This window comes from Saccharopolyspora soli, from assembly GCF_022678645.1.
Classification (GTDB): Bacteria; Actinomycetota; Actinomycetes; order Mycobacteriales; family Pseudonocardiaceae; genus Saccharopolyspora; species Saccharopolyspora soli.
The window spans coordinates 82,264-98,343 of record NZ_JALBWV010000021.1 but is presented as its reverse complement, the minus strand read 5'-3'; the positions used below and the strand labels follow the sequence as shown (position 1 = coordinate 98,343).

Genomic DNA, 16,080 nt, shown 5'->3' with positions numbered 1-16,080 from the left:
GCATCTCGTCGAGGCTGTCGGCGCGACTGCGCCACCGGCACCGGCGGACGAGAACGCGGGAGTCGAACCGTTGCGCGGATTCTGTCGGGAAATCGATGCGCGTCGCGCATTCCGATGTCGCGGCGGAGTCCCTGGATTGGTTTCTCGCATTACCGAAATGTAAGGACTGGATGACTAGTGCGAGCTGGATGGCACGGCATCCACAGGTTATAGCGAATGGCGGACGAGGGTCGAGTCCGGAACCGGCCCGCTGGGGATCGGCGTCGGCTGCCGTGCCGCGGACGAGGCGCGGTACGCGGTGCACCAGGGTCTTCCCATGGCCCGGTGCTGTCTTGATTTTCCCTTGAGTAAAAGCAGATCCGAGCCCATCCGGGGTGTGGAGACCGCGTTACCGCGAGGTCGGCATGGGCTTGCCGACCGCTGTCTTCGGGGTGTGACGTGATTGACAGCCTTAGATTATAGGCTGTAGGTTACCGGCCAATTTGAGTCACCTCACGAGTCACGAGGGCGTGCGAAATGGCTGAACGAACTCGATGGTTGCGACGAGCGGGTGCCGTGGGGACGGCCGCGGCGGTTCTTCTCTCGGCGGCCTGCGCGAGTGAGCCCACCGCTCCACCGAACGAGATCGCCGTGGAGCAGGTGCCGAGCTACTACCCGGTGGACTACCAGAAGATCATCGAAGGGTCCAAGGCCGAGGGCGGAGAGCTGATCATCAGCTCGGGCACCGCCAAGGAGAACTGGGCCCCGGTCTTCAGGGACTTCCAGAAGAAGTACCCCTGGGTCAAGTCGATCCTGGCCAAGGAGAGCGGCGTCGAGATCTACCAGCAGTTGCTGAGCCAGATGGCGACGAACTCGGTGCAGTCGGACATGCTGGTGGTGAGCTCGACCCAGGGATGGAGCGAATTCGCCGCGCACGAGGGCGCGCTCGCCGAGTACCGGTCGCCGGAACTGGAGAAGCTGCCCGAGTTCGCCGAGCTCCTCCCGAACGTGTACGCGATGTCCATGGACCCGATGGGCATGGTGTACAACACCTCGTTGATCACTGAGGACCTGACCAGCCTCGGAGACCTCGCGGACTACGCCCGGACACACCCCGGCGAGCTCGACGGCAAGGTCGTGGTCCGGAGCGCGGATACCGAATTCGGCTTCACCGTGGCGAAGGCGTGGACGGAGGACAACCCGAAGAACCCGCGTGCCTGGTCGACGTTCGAGCAGCTGCTTCCCCTCTCCAACGCGGAGACGTCGTCCGGCACCCAGATCGAGAAGATCCTCTCGGGTGAGTACTCGGCCGGGTTCCTGATCAGCAGTGCGGTTGGCTATTCGCAGGAGCAGAAGAGCGCCGGTCTGGTCAAGTTCGTCCTGCCGAAGGACGGCACGCTGCTGCTCGGTCGTGGTGTGGGGATCATGAACAAGGCGCCGCATCCGAACACCGCCAGGCTCTTCGTGGACTTCCTGCTCTCCGAAGAGGGCCAGCGCGCGGTGGCGGAGGGCGGGCTCACCGCCTACCGGGACGGCATCTCCGGCACCCAAGGCCTGCGGACGTACCAGGATCTGGTCAAGGAGATCGGTGCGGACTCCATTGTCATCGTCCCGTTCGAGGCGACCCCTGACGCGGAGCTCGACAGGTTTCGGGGCCGGTTCGAGGAACTGATGAAACGATGACCCCGAACGCGACCGGCCTTCGCAGCCGTCCCGAGGCTCAGGGGGCGGCTGCTCCCAGAACCTCGTTGCTTGCGCCGAAGTACCGGCGGGTCCTCGGCGTCGACAAGGGTGTGCTGCTGCAGTACGCCACCCTGGCCTTTCTCGCGCTGTTCGTCATCGCTCCGATCGCCCCCATCCTCTACCAGTCGTTCATCGACCGGCCGTTGTACGAGCCGGGGAAGATCTTCACGATCGACAACTTCGTCAAGCTGTTCGCCGAGGCGGGGTTCGGTCAGGTCATCGTCAACACGGTGCTGCTGGCCGTGCTGACCACGGTCCTGACCCTCGTGTTCGCGGTGCCGATGGCGGTACTCGTGGTCCGGACCAAGCTGCCCTTCGCCAGGGTCCTCGCGGGCTCGATGCAGTGGCCGTTCTACATCTCGTCGCTGATCCTAGGGTTCGGCTGGATCACCATGTACGGGCCCGCTGGCTTCGTCAGCGTCGCGGTGCGCAACCTGCTCGGATTCGTGCCGTGGAACCTCTACAGCCTGCCCGGCATGGCGTTGACCGAGGCGGTCGCCCTCGCGCCCATCGCCTACGTCTTCTGCGCGAACGTGCTGCGGCAGGCCGATCCTGCCCTGGAGAGCGCGGCTCGGGTGTGCGGCGCGAAGCCCCTGCGGATTCTCCGCACCATCGTCGTCCCCATGCTGCGGCCGCCGATCGTGTACGCCACGATCCTGACGTTCACGTCGTCGATCGAGTCCTTGAGCGTTCCGCTCCTGTACGGCGCGCGGACGGACATCCGGGTGTTCTCGACGTTCCTCTACAGCAACGGGCTTGAGTCCGTCCAGCCCGACTACGGTGTGCTCGGCGCGGCGTCGATGATCATCCTGGTCGTGACGATCGGACTGGTGTTCCTCCAGGCGCGTGTGCTGAAGAAGGCACAGCGCTTCGTCTCGGTCCGCGGCAAGGCGAGCCGCCCGCGCCGCCTCGAACTCGGCTGGGTCAAGTGGGTGGGGACGATCCTGGTCACCGCCTACGTCGTCCTCGGCGCCGCGATACCGATCTTCGGCCTCGTGTTCCGGTCGTTCACGTTGGTCTTCACCCCGATGCAGAACCCGTTCCGGACGGTGACGCTGGAGAACTACTCCCGCATCTTCATGTTCGCCGACTACACGCGGTCCATCACGAACAGCATCATCGTCGCCGCGGTGGGCGCCGTGGTGGTCAGCCTGATCGCCATGATCGCCGTCGTCGTGGCGCGGCGGTCCACGTTCCGCTTCCGGCGCGCGGTCGAATACCTCGCGTTCGCACCGCAGGCGATCCCCGGCATCATCGTCGGCATCGGCTTCTTCTGGACCTTCGCACTCCTCCCGAGCAGCGGTCCGTTCAGCGTCATCGCAAAGGGGACGCTCATCGCCGTGATCATCGTGTTCGGGTTCGGCGTGGTGCCCACCGCGTTCAGCTCGATCGCGTCGTCGATCACGCAGATCGGTTCCGAACTCGACAACGCCGCACGGACGTCGGGCGCGGACTGGCTGGGCGCGTTCGTTCGGATCCTGTGGAAACTCCTGATCCCCGCCTTCGTCGGCGCGATGATCCTGACCTTCGTGGCGATGCTCAAGGCCTACGCGTCGGCGTTGTTCGTGGCCTCGGCGAACTCGGAGGTCATCGGTACGACGATGCTCGTCCTGTGGGGGGAAGGGGAGACCGGGTCCGTGGCCGCGCTCGCCACGCTGCAGATCGTCATCACCGCGGTGGTCGTAGGAATCGCGAGCCGCTTCATGAAGGGACACGCCAATGCCTGACGTCCGGCTTTCGCAGGTATCCAAGCGATTCGGGGACGTGTCCGCATTGGACGCGGTCGACCTGACCATCCGCGACGGTGAGTTCTTCACCATGCTCGGTCCGAGCGGGTGCGGGAAGTCCACGACGCTGAACTGCATCGCGGGGTTGGAGGAACCGACGACGGGCACGATCACGGTCGGCGACGTGCCCTTCGTCGACACCGAGCGCAAGTTCCTCGTTCCTCCGGAGGAGCGGAACCTGGGCATGGTCTTCCAGTCGTACGCGCTGTGGCCCCACATGACGGTGACCCAGAACCTCGCCGTTCCCCTGTCCATCCGCAAGGTCCGGCGCCAGGACCGGGCGAAACTCATCGAGGACGCCCTCGACAAGGTGGGTCTCGCTCATCTGGGGGCCCGGTACCCGCACGAGCTCTCCGGAGGCCAGCAGCAGCGTGTCGCGCTCGCGCGTGCGCTCGTGTACTCGCCCTCGGTGCTCCTGCTGGACGAGCCGCTGTCGAACCTCGACGCGAAGCTGCGGGAGCAGGCTCGTGCCTGGCTCAAGCGCCTGCAGGCGGATCTCGGCATCACCACCGTCTACGTGACGCACGACCAAGACGAGGCGCTGTCGCTGAGCGACCGGATCGCGGTGATGTTCGACGGGAAGATGAGCCAGATCGGCACGCCCGCCGAGATCTACGAAAGGCCGGTCACGGCGCAGGTGGCCGGGTTCGTCGGCAGCTGCAACTTCCTGCTCGGGAAGGTCGCCGACCGGAGGCCCGGTGTCGTCGAGGTCCGCCTGCAGAGCGCGGACGCGGTGGTCGAGGCCGCGTCGCCGGACAGGTTCACCACAGGCCAAGACGTGACCGTGGCGATCCGCCCCGAGCGCTTGTCCATCATCCCGGCCGGCGGCGAGCCGCCCGCGGCGAACGTGCTGGACACCGACGTGTTGACCCGGGCGTACATCGGCTCCCGGTTCGAGTACGACCTGCGGCTCGGCACGAGCGTGGTCAAGGTGATCACCCAGGACGGAACGCTGGAGGGCGGTGCACGGCTGGTCTTCGACCGGCAGGACGCGCTCCTGTACCCGGGTGTCGCGGTGCCCTCGGCGGAAGCGCAGCAGCTCTCGACAGTGGCCTGACAGGAGGATCGACAGATGCCGGACCGGCGCGAGCTCCGCGAGCCACTTCCTGGTCGAGGGGGCGCTCGGGCGGGAACGAAGGTGATCGGCATCGTGTTCGACTTCTTCCGCTCCGTTCTCGAGGAGCCGACCTGAACACCACATGTCTGCCGGTGTCTCGCGGGGTACGACCATGAACGGGAGCTTCGAGAACTTCTCCACGAAGAGCGAGTTCGCCTACGCGGCACTGCGGAACAAGATCCTCGCCCACGACTACGGGCCGGGAGAGACGCTCAACCAGGCGATCCTGGCCCGGGACATGGGAATCAGCACCACCCCGCTGCGGGAGGCGCTCCGGCGGCTCGAGTCGGAGGGGCTGGTGGAGCTCGGTGCGCATCGCGACGCACGGGTGAGCCGACTGTCGGCGGAGGAGGCCAGGGACCTGCTGGAGATGCGCCGCGCCCTGGACCCCCTCGCCGCCTCCCGCGCCGCGGAGCGTCGCGCGTCGAGGGACATCGCCAGGATGCGGGCGGCGTTCGAGGAGCTGAGGCCGTTGCCGGACCGGCCTGACGTGTCCGATCTGGTGGCACACCGCAGGTTCCACCGATCCATCTACGTCGCCTCGCACAACGAGCTGCTGATCGCCACGCTCGACGGCCTCTGGGACAAGGCCGACCGCTACCGGATGGTGGGCCTGCGCGAGCGGCGTGATCAGGCGAGGCGGGACGAGACGGCAGCCGAGCACCGGGCGATGCTGGACGCGGTCATCGCCGGGGACAGTGCTGGCGCTGCCGAGGTGATGCGCAGGCACATCCGCAGCAGTCTCGGCGCGACGGCTCTGTCGCGCCTGACCACGAGGCCGGATCACCCGTGACGCGGGAGGCCCGACATCGCGAGCTGGAAGGGAACCGATGGACAAGATCATGCTCTTCGGTGACAGCATGCTGGCGCGGTTCACCAAGCCGCGGATCCAGCAGCTGGAGCGGGAGCTGGGCGGCGACGCGACGCTGTACAACTGCGCCGCCGGCGGCTGGGACAGCACCGACGGGGTCACGCGCGCCCCGGTTCTCGCCGGCCTCGGCTGCTCGGCCGTGGTGCTGTCGTTCGGCGGCAACGACTGCGCCCCGTGGAAGCGGGTCGCGCTCGACCAGTTCACGGCGAACATCGGTGCGATCGTCGACGCGTTCGACGGTGCCCGCCTCGTGGCCTTCCTGCCTCCGGTGATCGAGGAGATCGAACGGCCGGGCCTCGGGATGCGCACCAACCACGAGCTCGACCAATATCGTGAGGTTCTGCGTTCCGCCGTCGGGGCTGACGCCTGCCTCGAGACCGATCGCATCCTCAGCCCCGGCGGTATGGCCCGGGGACTCGAAGGCGATGGACTGCACCTCACGGGCGAGAGCTACACCTCGCTGATACCGATCCTGGCGCAGGTGATCACACGGACCCTGGCCCGGCCCGCAGAACGGGGAGCCACGGCATGACGCACGCCTCGGCAACGGCAACGACCGGGCACGGCTCGATCGCGAGCCCGCACCACCTGGCGACGAACGCGGGAGAGCAGGCGTTTCGCGCCGGCGGCAACGCGATCGACGCCGCGATCGCCGCCGCCGTCGTGCTGAACGTCGTGTATCCGAACAACACCGCGCTCGGTGGCGACGTGGTGGCGCTCGTCCGCACCCCTGATGGCACGGTTCGCTGCGTCAACGCGACGGGGTACGCGCCTTCCGGGCAGTCCGTCGAGCGGTTGCGGGCGGCACACGGTGCCGAACTCCCCATGCGGGGCATCGACACCGTGACCGTGCCGGGCGCGGTCCGGGGCTGGGAATCGCTGAGAGCATTCGGTGCCCGCCTGGACTGGGCGGCGCAGTTCACCGTCGCGATCCGGCTGGCGGCGCAGGGCGCGCCCGTGAGCAGGTCTGTCGCGGCGGCCATCGCCGACAAACACGACGTCCTGATGCGGGATCCCGGCTGTCGCGAGGTTTTCCTCCCCGGCGGGACCCCGCTGCGGGAGGGTGAGCTCCTGCGCCAACCCGCGCTGGCGGAGTCGCTGGCCGAGCTGCGGGCCGAGGGGCCGGACGCGCTGTACGGCGGATCCGTGGGCCGGCGTCTGGCCGATGGTCTGAGGCGGCTCGGCTCGGTGCTGACCATCGAGGACCTGGCCGGTTTCCATCCCGAACTCGCAGACCCGGTCCGGGGCATGTTCCGCGCGCACGAGGTCATCACCAGCCCGCCGAACACCCAGGGGTTCATGCTGCTGAGGGCGTTGGACCGGGTTCAGCGGCTCGGCGACCCCGCCGACGTCCTGGGCGCACGGGCCGGTGAACTGGCGGCCATCTTCGAGCGGAGCAACGCCGTCCGCGATCTCCTGCTGGCCGATCCGAGATTCGCCGACGTGGATGCCGAGCGGTTGATCGGCCTGGAGCTGGACCCGGCAAAGCGCGTGCAGGGGCCGCGGCGCGTCGGCGGGGACACGGTCGGCATCTCCGCGATCGACTCGGACGGGTTCGCGGTCTCCCTCATCCAGAGCGTCTACAACTCGTTCGGTTCGGCTGTGCTGGAACCCGCAACCGGAATCCTCCTGCAGAACCGGGGGAGGTCGTTCTCGCTCGATCCGCGCTCGCCCAACGTCGTGGAACCCGGCAAGCGGCCCCGGCACACGCTCATGCCGGTCCTGGTCGTCAAGGACGATCAGGTGAGGTGGGTGAGCTCGACGATGGGAGGACACGGCCAACCGCAGATTCATGCCCAGCTGCTGTTGCGATCGCTGGCGGGGGAGACGCCCGCGGAGGCGGTCGGCGCTCCCCGGTGGATCGTCGGGGTGCAGGACAGCGGTGACACCAACCGGACGGTCTACCTGGAACGCGACGCCCCGTCCGACGCCGCGCGGTCGTTGGCCGAGCACGGCTTCGTCCCCAAACTGCTGCCCCCGCACGACGAATGGCTGGGGCACGCCAACCTGATCGAGGTCGGGTCGGGCGGCCGGTTCGACGCGGCCAGCGACCCGCGCTCGGATGGAGCGGCCGTGGAGGTCGAGCTACCCGCGCGATGACCGCCAACACGTGATCGCGCTGCGCGGACTCGCCGATGCTCCGGCGGTCAGTGACTGGTCCCGGTAGGCGCTGGCCCCCAGATCCTCTTGGGCCACAGCGACAGGAGAAATTGGTTGGCCTCTCTGCCGCGCGGGCCGAGGCCGTTCAATGTCGTGTGAAATCCCGTCCAGCACCTCGTGTGAGACGTTGCGGGCGTTGCCCTGCTCGAATCGCGTGCAGTACGCCGCGGAGACTCCGGCGAGCTGCGCCAGCTCCTCCCGCCGCAGGCCCGGCACACGGCGCCGTCGACTGTGGTCGGTGGAGCTCCGGAAGGGGCTTACACGAATCTCTTCAGCAGCATCGAGCAGATCGCCAAGCTGGTCGACGACTTCCGCGTGCGCGGCGTCGCTTTGACCGGTAGCGAGAGGGCGCTAGTCGCGGGTGGTTGTAGAGGCCCAAGATCGCTGACAGACGAGCTTGAACGCAGGCAACCGCTTCCGGACAGCGTGCCAACAGGTCACCGACTCACACCAGCCCGATGACCAGCGACTTCAAGATGGTGGATCTTCAGTGCTGGTCGCGAGGGCGGGAGCCGGCCGCCGCCCGGGCCAGCCGGGCGGCGGCCTTTGCACCGAGGCTGCCGCGAATGTGGCGGGTCATGACGGCTGACGCCTCGTCGGCGTCGCCGGCGATCACGGCGCCGAGCAGCAACCGGTGCTCCTCCGCAGTCTGGTCGGCCTTCGCGCTGCCGCCGCGATCACGCAGGCCCATGAGGCGGTAGCGGTCGGCCTTGTCCCACAGCGCGTCGAGGGTCGAGATCAGGATCTCGTTGTGCGAGGCCCGGTAGATCGACCGATGGAACCGCCGATGCGCCGCGAGGTCGGGCATGGCCGCGCGGTCGGGCAGCGCGTCGAAATCGGCTGCGGCGCGCATATCGGCGATGTCCGCCTTCGACCGCCGCTCGGCGGCCAGTGCCGCGGCGAGGGGGTCCAGCGCGAGCCTGGTCTCCATCAGGTCACGCGCCTCCTCCGCGGACAGCGCGGTGGCCCGCGCGTCGCGGTGGGCGTCGAGCTCGACGAGCCCCTCGGACTTGAGCCTGCGCAGTGCCTCTCTGAGCGGGGTCGTGCTGATGCCCAGGTCCTTGGCGATCTGCGTCTGGTTCATGATCTCGCCGGGCGGGAACTCGTGAGAGATGATCCTGTCTCGAAGCCACGAGTAGGCGAACTCGCTTTTCGTCAAGAAGCCGTCCTCGGGTCTGGGCATGCCTGCCTCCTCCCACCATCGAGTTGCGATGCCACCGAGAAGGCTCCCGTGCGTTCCGCACGCGGCCGGTGACGCTTCTCTGACGTCGCTGTTGTGTCCGTCGTTCGTTGATCGCATCCTAGTCATACCGGAGAAGACGACGTTCTTCGCTGAGCACTCGTTGACCTGGGATCAAGCACGACATGATGCGAAAGGGTGGATGCAGGTGCGTCACTGTCTGGCGCACGGTCTTGCAAGTGGTTGGCGTAGTGAGGTGTGGCCAGGACCGGTTCGCAAGGACGTGCCTCCAGCGGCGGCTGGAGGGCAGGCGGCGGGGCTTGGCGACTTTGCTGGCGGGGTTACCGGCCGGGGAGATGTGTCCGTCGTCTTCGGCATGGCGGTAAAGACAGCGCAGGGCGGCGATGAGGTGCTCGCCGGCACTGCGTCCGCCGCGTGCGTTGCGGCGGGCGACGACGTGGGTCTTGATGTACTCGACGAGTTGCTGGATCTCTGACGGGGTGGGTTCGTCCAGGCGTCGGTGGCCCCAATGGTTCTCGATGCGGTTCCAGTAGGAGCCGTAGACCCGCCGGGTGCCGTTGGTGACAGCGGCCGAGACGATGGGGATGTATTCGGCGAAGGCGGGGCACCGGCGCCCGGTTCGAGGGAGTGGCAGGGAGGTCCTCGGCCGACACCCAGGCGGGCCAGAAGCAGGCGCGCGGCGTCCAGATCGGCCTGCGACGCGCCCGAGGGCTGGTGTTGGTGGGCGGTCATGCGAGATCACCGTCCAGCCGCGTGGCGTGGCAGTGGGTGATCATGTCGTCCAGCACAGCGGGCGGGTGCACGACGAGAACGCTGCGGGCGGGGCTTTTTGCTGTCCCCGCCTGCCCCGCCAGGCGTCCACTTGGGACGCCTCTATGGGGCAGGCGAGTTTTCCTTGTGAGCTGCGAAAAAGTCGACTGGAGCACGGTCGGACAGGTGCTGTCGGGTGTCCCGGCGTGTGCCTGAGTAGCCGTTATGGCACCGGTGGTGGGGGAGAGGTTTCGGGACGCGGCCACCTGTTCCGCAGAGTCGTGAGGTATTGGAACCGTCTGAATGCCTGCCTTTTCAGGGCTCCTGCACCAGCCGGCCTGTTGTGTTGATGATTGGCGCGAGGGCTTGGCGTAGATCGTCGATCGGTCGATAGTGGACGGCGGTCATTCCGATCGCCTGGGCGGCCGTGGTGTTGACGGCGGTGTCGTCGATAAACAGTCATCGGTGGGTGGGAACGCCGACTTGTCGCGCGGCGATGAGGTAAACGCGGGGATCGGGTTTCGCGACGCCGATGTCGGCGGTGTTTATGACGATGTCGGCGACGTCGGCCAGTCTGTTGTTCGAGGTCTTTTCCAGTCGTGTGGTTGCGTTCAATACCAGGTCCACGGATGCGAGGCCACCGCCCGAGGTTACCGCCTGCCCTCCGGGCTTGACAGGCGAATCCATGCACTGCTGCTAGTGCATGGATTCGCCTCATGCGCTAATTGCCTGTTCAGTCCCAGGCCTCCGTCGGTTTGAGGCGGCCGGGCTCAGAGTCGGTAGAAGTCGTCGTAGTGGTTGGGGGAGAAGTAGACCTCACCGGTGGTCAGGTCCACCACGAGCCGGTAGGCCTGCCGGGCCGCACCGCATGCACGCGGGGTCACATCGAACTCGCGATAGGAGTGGCCCTCCGGGAGTTCGGCTTCGTAGTTGTTGTAGGTACCGCCGGCGAAGTTGCACTGACCGTCTGGCCAGTCGTACCAGTCGCGGGAGCCCGGGTATCCCATCGACGCCCAGATCTCGTTGGAGTCGCGGGCCTCCGCGCAACCGCTGTGGGTGCAGGAGTCGTAGACATCCGCATTCGCGGCAGGCGCGGTCGCGACACCGACGCCGAGGAGACCGGTGACGGCGAACGTCGCCACGAGCAGCTTGAGCAGGGTGAGTACAGAGCGATTCCTGTTGGACACGCATCCTCCCGAAACTTGTGGACACCTGAGATTCGCCGATCGTTCCTGCGATAACCGGACAACTGCACCACCAATTGATGAACAACTATGTGACGGTTGGTGTTCGCTCAGCGGCGTTACGTGAAGACGGGGCGGGCAGGAGATCATCTGTTCGCGTGTATCTGGCCATAAATTCCGGTTTTCCAACCGTTTCGGAGGCTCCGGTCGTTCCGAGGGACGCTGCAGACGGGCCGGCACAGGCGAAATATCCCTCTCAGAAAAGAGATTCCATGCGACATGGGGACATCTCCGCCAGCCCGGACACCGGCGGGGCAACGTGCCAGCGCAGATCCGGCACCTGCAAGTCCGCCGACGAGACCGACTCGGCGGAACCCTCCACGAGTACCAACATGCCGCCTGACCAGGCTGGATGATTAATCGGCACCCGCAAGCCTGAGGGCCCGGCTAAACCCCAGATCACAGGCCGTGAAACCAGTTTGAAGCCGCACGGGATCCAGACGTCCGGCGACGGAACACGCAGCGAGTTCAGCGATCGCCGGGCTGCGTTGGACCAGCTGGGAATGGTACGGCGGCTGCGCCCCGATCCCGGCGATACGACCTCAGCCGACCCGGCCGGATCTTGTCCCTGCGTTCCGGCGTACCTAGACCGGCAGGCGCCAGCGGCCAGTGGTCGCCAGCCCCGCGAGTTCCACGGCCGGGTCGGGCGGCGTCAGCGTGGTGGCGCCGCCCGACCAATCACCGACGACCGCTCGCCAGACGCTCTGGCTAACGGCCCGGACGTGGCTCGACGGCACTAACGGCGGGCATACACGCCGATCGCATCGTAGGCGATCCAGGAACCGTCGTCCTTGAACAACTCCAGCACGTTCCCTCCCTGCCGGAACAGCTCGCGCGCGAGTGGTCTTTCGATGTACGACGGCTTGAGTGGCGATCCGGGTACGGTGCTGTCGCCGATGGTGGAGCCTTTGGTCGCACCTAGCGCGAAGGCGAGGCGGTCGACCGTGGTCCCGTTCACGCTGAGGACGGCTGAGCCGGGTATAGAGGCGTGGCTGTCGATGAGCCACAGCGCCAGGTCGACATCCTGCGCTGGCACTGTGGATAGGTCGAACCGCAACCGGAACAGATGGTTGCGCCGTCCAGCCCACGCGTCTGCCGGCCCCGGCTGGAGGTAGCTCCATCCGCTGCTCGCCGAGTCCGCGCCATGGCGGAAGTCCACGTCGTCGGGAAAGGTCGTCGGATAGCGCGAGTAGCCGTTGGGCGAGAGCGCCATCTCAAGGCCCTTGCCGTCGAAGGTCCCGACGATGGCGATCGGGCTGCCGGATACCGTAACCGACCGCGTGCTCGTCGCCTCGACCGGATTCGACGTTATGCTCGCCGACCCTGCGGCGTCGATGACGACGATCTGATACGTCCACCGCTCGCCACCTGCGTCGAGCCCTCGGTGCTCGTAGTGCGGGTAGGGAGTCTTGGCGAGCAGTGTTTCCGGCCCGATCGGCACCTTGCCGGTGCCCCGCATGCCGTAGACGCGGTAGTGGTCGAGAACCGTGGACCACGGCGCGGGAGTCCACACCAGGTCATTGCGCTTGAGGTGGCCCGTCGCCCTGAGGTTCGCGACCGGTCGGGGTTCGGGGCTCGGGGCGAACTGGGCGTTCAGCATCAGATCAGCCTCTCCAGGCTGGGCCGTCCCGCCGGTGTGGCGAAGCGGAAACTGGTCTGGATGGGTGCGTCGGCGTCCTGTTCGATCCAGGGCACGATCTTGAAGTCGGAAATCAGCTCGTTCGGCGTCATCCTTACGTGCAGGTATCCTCGCCTGGCGTCGTACCCGCGGACGTAGGGATGCTTTACCCAGGCAGACGAACCCGTATCCTGGGACCCGTCCCCATCTGACGCGATCGAGGTACAGATCAGCTCCACGCCCACTGTTGTCGACGCGGGGTCGGAGAAGTCGGCCTTCAGCTCGCTGGCCACGTGCTTGTGGACGTCCCCGGCGAGGACCACCGGGTTACGGGTGTGCTGCATCACGTCGGTCAGTCGACGGCGCGCTGCCGGGAAGCCGTCCCACATGTCCACGTTGTTGTCGCCGACAGCGGTCACCACGTCGCCGGTGGCGACGACGTTCCAGGTCGCTGGGGAGTTGGTCATCCCCTGGTAGAGCCACTTTTCCTGCTCGTAACCGAGGATGCTGCGCTGCTCAGCGTACTGTTCGTCGAGATTGGCCGGGACCGGTCCGCGATACTGGCGCTCATCGATGAGGTTGAACCGGACGAGCGAGCCGTAGTCGAACCGTCGGTGGATCCGCGCCTGCGGCCCCTGCGGCAGGGTCGACAACGACAGCGGCAGGTTCTCGTAGAACGCGCGGTACGCGATCGCGCGACGGTAGAGGAAATCCTGTGGACTGATGCCGTACTGCGACTCGTCAGCGCCGTAGTTGTTCTGGACCTCGTGGTCATCCCAGGTGATCAGCCATGGCGCCGCCGCATGCACAGCCTGCAGATGTGGGTCGGTCTTGAACAACGAGTAGCGCAGCCGGTACTGCTCCAGCGTCTGGATCTCCACGCCGTGCTCGGAGCCGACCGAGGCGCCTTGCCGCCACAGGTTGTCGCCGGCGACGATGCCGTACTCGTAGATGTAGTCGCCGAGGAAGAGCACCATGTCGAGGTCCTCCTCGGCCATGTGCCGGTAGGGGCTGAAGTAGCCGTGGTACCACGCCTGGCAGGAAGCCGACGCGAAGCTGAACGACGACACCGGTTGGCCGGGAGCCGGCAGGGTTCTGGTCCGCCCGACCGGGCTGATCTGCGTCCCGACACGGAACCGGTAGAAGTACTCACGGTCCGGCCGGAGCCCCGTCACCTCTGGGTGTACCGCGTGCGCGAGCTCGGGCGACGCGAGCGCCTGGCCGCTGCGTACGACACGACGGAAGAGGGTGTCCTCGGCCACCTGGTACTGCACCGGGACCGGATCGGGCGGCATACCACCGTGGCCGTCGGCCGCCAGCGGCTCAGGAGCGAGACGGGTCCACAACACCACGCCGTCAGGGCGCGGATCGCCGGAGGCGACACCGAGACCGAACACGTTGTCAGGGGCCGGCCGGGCCGGAGTCGCCTTCGCGTCCGGCGCGTTGATACCCCAGGCGACCGCGGTGGCAGTCGCCCCGCTCAGCTTGAGGAAGTTCCGACGGCCGAGAGGTGCCCTCGGCCCCACATCGTGCACCATGATGTTCCCTTCGTAGAGACATCAAGATCCTCGGTGCGGGTAGTAGCGAGGGACGATCGCCGTTTGACCATTCCGCGAACATCCGTGGAATTTCGCCCGTAGGGGCCGTCTGGTGTTAGCCGACGAGGTCGCGAGGCACTTGCACCACATGACTGTGTGCGCCCGCAGGAGCCGGTGTTGCAAGGGTGGGACGGGCTGGTGCCTGACTGGGGGCGCTCGATCCCTTCTGTGGCTCCGTCAGTCCGTGATCGCCGGGTCGGTCTAGAACATCGCAGTGAGGTGGTCCTCAGCGTGATCCTCTTGTGTGCTCGGTGGGTAGGGCGGGGTGGAGGAACGTGCTGGGCTCCCCGTGCCAGGAGACGAACAGCGAGTCGCGGGCGCGAGTGCACGCGACGAACAGCAGATTGCGCTCGGCCTGGAGGTCCTGTTGGTGCTGCTGCGGATCGACTTCCGGATTGGTGACCGCGGCAGTCAACGGGACGATGCCCGCTCTGACATCGGCGACCACGACGCAACGGAACTCGAGGCCTTTCATCTTGTGCATCGTTCCGATCCGGACTCCGCCGGTGGTCGCGACATCATCGAGCTGGGACGTGCTGATCCCAGCGGCTGCCAGCGCCTCCGCCGCGCGTTCGCCGAAGTGTCTTCTGCGCGAGGTGATGGCGACGGTCTCCGGACGAATGCCTTGCCTCAGCCAGTGCTGGACTCGCCGAATGATGGCCGCGATTTCGGCGGCTTCGTCGGTGAAACTGGCTGTTTCGGGCTGGTGTCCCCGGAAACTCGATCGGTAGCCGACGAGGTTCTCTTCGCCTTCATCCATGTCGTCCACACGTTCTCCCAGCAGCAGGGCGGTGCTCCGCAGCAGGATCTCCCGGGAGGTGCGGTAGTTGATGCGCAGCTTCGTGGACCGGCCGGTGACTCGGACGCCGAGACTGCGCAGCGACACCTTGTTGTCGTAGATGCGCTGATAGGTGTCGCCGGCGATGAACAGGTCGTCCTCGTGCTCTCCGACGAGGGCGCGCAGCATGCGCCAGTGCGCGGGGTGTAGGTCCTGGGCTTCGTCGACGATGACATGCTGGTACGGCTTCTCGTCGCGCTTGTGCAGCAGCCGCGCGGCTTCGGCGACGATCTCCTCGAACGCCCATGTGTTCTCGCCGCGGAGCTGCGCGGTGAATTCCTCGAACACGGCCCACAGCCTGTCCCGGAGCACGAGAGAGAGGCGGTTTCCGCGCCCCTTTCGGTCGGCTTCGCGGTACTGCTGAGCTGTGGTGATCTGCTGGCCGAGCACCACCTGGCGCCACTCCTGGTCGAGGAAGGAATCGGGGAGGTCGAGGTGGTGGCGGCGGGCAAGCTGCTGCCATCGGGGCAAGCGGTCTCTTCTCTCGATCGGGTCGCCGGAATTCGGGTGCAGCTGCTGGAAGTAGCGGTGGGCGATCACGTCGATGTTGTCGACCTCGATCCTGCCGCGGACGACGGGGTCCGTGATGAGCAGGCTGAGATTGCGGGCGACTTCCGCAGCGAGATTCTTGGTGTACGTGGTGAGCAGAATCGAGTTCTTAACGAGTTGAGCGTTTCGCGCGAGGTGGTGAGCGCGGTGCAGTGCGACCACTGTCTTGCCGGTTCCTGGCCCGCCCGTGACGCGTGTAGGTCCATTGTAGGGCGGATGTTCGGCGATGCGTTGCTGCGTTGGATGGAGGAACACGCGCCAACGATCGAATGGTCGATGGAGGATGTCGCCCAGTTCCTTCGAGTCATTCACAACGACGATGTAGCCCTGGGACCGTTTCATCGCTTCGGTGAACGTGCTTGTCGCTTCCGGCGCGGCGGTGCTGCGGTTCTGCCCATCTGCCCGGGGAAGGTTCTGGAAGAGTTCTTGCTCTACAGTTTCGGGGCTGAGCCCGGATGCGAGGCTGGCGAGTACGTCGTACTGCAACTCAGGCAGCACCGGGCCGAGAATGCCGAGGTCGTCGGCCTTGCGCAGATTCCTGCACGCTTGTCCACGCAGTTGATCATGATCCTGTGAATGCGAACGTGCTGATCGCTAGCCCTATCACTGGCAAGGCGGTGTCACC

13 protein-coding genes are annotated in these 16,080 nt (G+C 66.6%); 7 read left to right on the top strand and 6 right to left on the bottom strand.

Annotated elements, in window-relative coordinates; translation table 11 throughout:
- The first annotated feature begins 630 nt into the window (after nucleotides 1-630).
- From MOQ72_RS17975 to MOQ72_RS17950, 6 genes are all read left to right on the top strand, one after another.
- On the top strand, nucleotides 631-1,662 hold the full coding sequence (locus MOQ72_RS17975; protein WP_242184900.1) for an ABC transporter substrate-binding protein: 1,032 nt from the start codon (nucleotides 631-633) through the stop codon (nucleotides 1,660-1,662).
- A complete protein-coding gene (locus MOQ72_RS17970) occupies nucleotides 1,659-3,449 on the top strand; it encodes an ABC transporter permease (RefSeq protein WP_242184899.1) in 1,791 nt (596 codons plus the stop codon). The genes MOQ72_RS17975 and MOQ72_RS17970 overlap by 4 nt, the downstream gene beginning before the upstream one ends.
- Nucleotides 3,442-4,566: an ABC transporter ATP-binding protein gene (locus MOQ72_RS17965; protein ID WP_242184898.1), complete on the top strand. Its 1,125-nt coding sequence runs from the start codon at nucleotides 3,442-3,444 to the stop codon at nucleotides 4,564-4,566. The genes MOQ72_RS17970 and MOQ72_RS17965 overlap by 8 nt, the downstream gene beginning before the upstream one ends.
- Before the next feature lie 172 nt (nucleotides 4,567-4,738).
- Nucleotides 4,739-5,419 carry a GntR family transcriptional regulator gene (locus MOQ72_RS17960; protein ID WP_242184897.1) on the top strand — a complete coding sequence of 227 codons (681 nt, stop codon included), beginning with the start codon at nucleotides 4,739-4,741 and terminating at the stop codon, nucleotides 5,417-5,419.
- A gap of 37 nt (nucleotides 5,420-5,456) precedes the next feature.
- Entirely contained in the window at nucleotides 5,457-6,029 is a 573-nt protein-coding gene (locus MOQ72_RS17955) for an SGNH/GDSL hydrolase family protein (RefSeq protein ID WP_242184894.1), read from the top strand.
- Nucleotides 6,026-7,597, top strand: coding sequence for a gamma-glutamyltransferase family protein (locus tag MOQ72_RS17950; RefSeq protein ID WP_242184892.1), 1,572 nt, complete (start codon nucleotides 6,026-6,028; stop codon nucleotides 7,595-7,597). Before MOQ72_RS17955 ends, MOQ72_RS17950 begins: the two co-directional genes overlap by 4 nt.
- Before the next feature lie 547 nt (nucleotides 7,598-8,144).
- On the opposite strand, the gene MOQ72_RS17940 is transcribed toward MOQ72_RS17950, so the two are convergent.
- Entirely contained in the window at nucleotides 8,145-8,840 is a 696-nt protein-coding gene (locus tag MOQ72_RS17940; RefSeq protein ID WP_242184891.1) for a GntR family transcriptional regulator, read from the bottom strand.
- Between the two features lie 355 nt (nucleotides 8,841-9,195).
- On the opposite strand from MOQ72_RS17940, the gene MOQ72_RS17935 reads away from it, so the two are divergent.
- Entirely contained in the window at nucleotides 9,196-9,333 is a 138-nt protein-coding gene (locus tag MOQ72_RS17935) for a hypothetical protein (RefSeq protein ID WP_242184890.1), read from the top strand.
- A 734-nt stretch (nucleotides 9,334-10,067) separates the two neighbouring features.
- Here MOQ72_RS17935 and MOQ72_RS17930 read toward each other — a convergent pair.
- The 5 genes from MOQ72_RS17930 to MOQ72_RS17910 form a co-directional block, all read right to left on the bottom strand.
- Nucleotides 10,068-10,295, bottom strand: a complete 228-nt coding sequence (locus MOQ72_RS17930) for a hypothetical protein (RefSeq protein ID WP_242184889.1) — start codon at nucleotides 10,293-10,295, stop codon at nucleotides 10,068-10,070.
- Nucleotides 10,296-10,378: 83 nt separating this feature from the next.
- Nucleotides 10,379-10,795: a ribonuclease domain-containing protein gene (locus tag MOQ72_RS17925; RefSeq protein ID WP_242184888.1), complete on the bottom strand. Its 417-nt coding sequence runs from the start codon at nucleotides 10,793-10,795 to the stop codon at nucleotides 10,379-10,381.
- A gap of 793 nt (nucleotides 10,796-11,588) precedes the next feature.
- Nucleotides 11,589-12,452: a hypothetical protein gene (locus tag MOQ72_RS17920; RefSeq protein ID WP_242184887.1), complete on the bottom strand. Its 864-nt coding sequence runs from the start codon at nucleotides 12,450-12,452 to the stop codon at nucleotides 11,589-11,591.
- A complete protein-coding gene (locus MOQ72_RS17915; RefSeq protein WP_242184886.1) occupies nucleotides 12,452-14,008 on the bottom strand; it encodes an alkaline phosphatase D family protein in 1,557 nt (518 codons plus the stop codon). The genes MOQ72_RS17920 and MOQ72_RS17915 overlap by 1 nt, the downstream gene beginning before the upstream one ends.
- Nucleotides 14,009-14,294: 286 nt before the next feature.
- A complete protein-coding gene (locus tag MOQ72_RS17910; RefSeq protein ID WP_242184885.1) occupies nucleotides 14,295-15,953 on the bottom strand; it encodes a UvrD-helicase domain-containing protein in 1,659 nt (552 codons plus the stop codon).
- Between the last annotated feature and the right edge of the window lie 127 nt (nucleotides 15,954-16,080).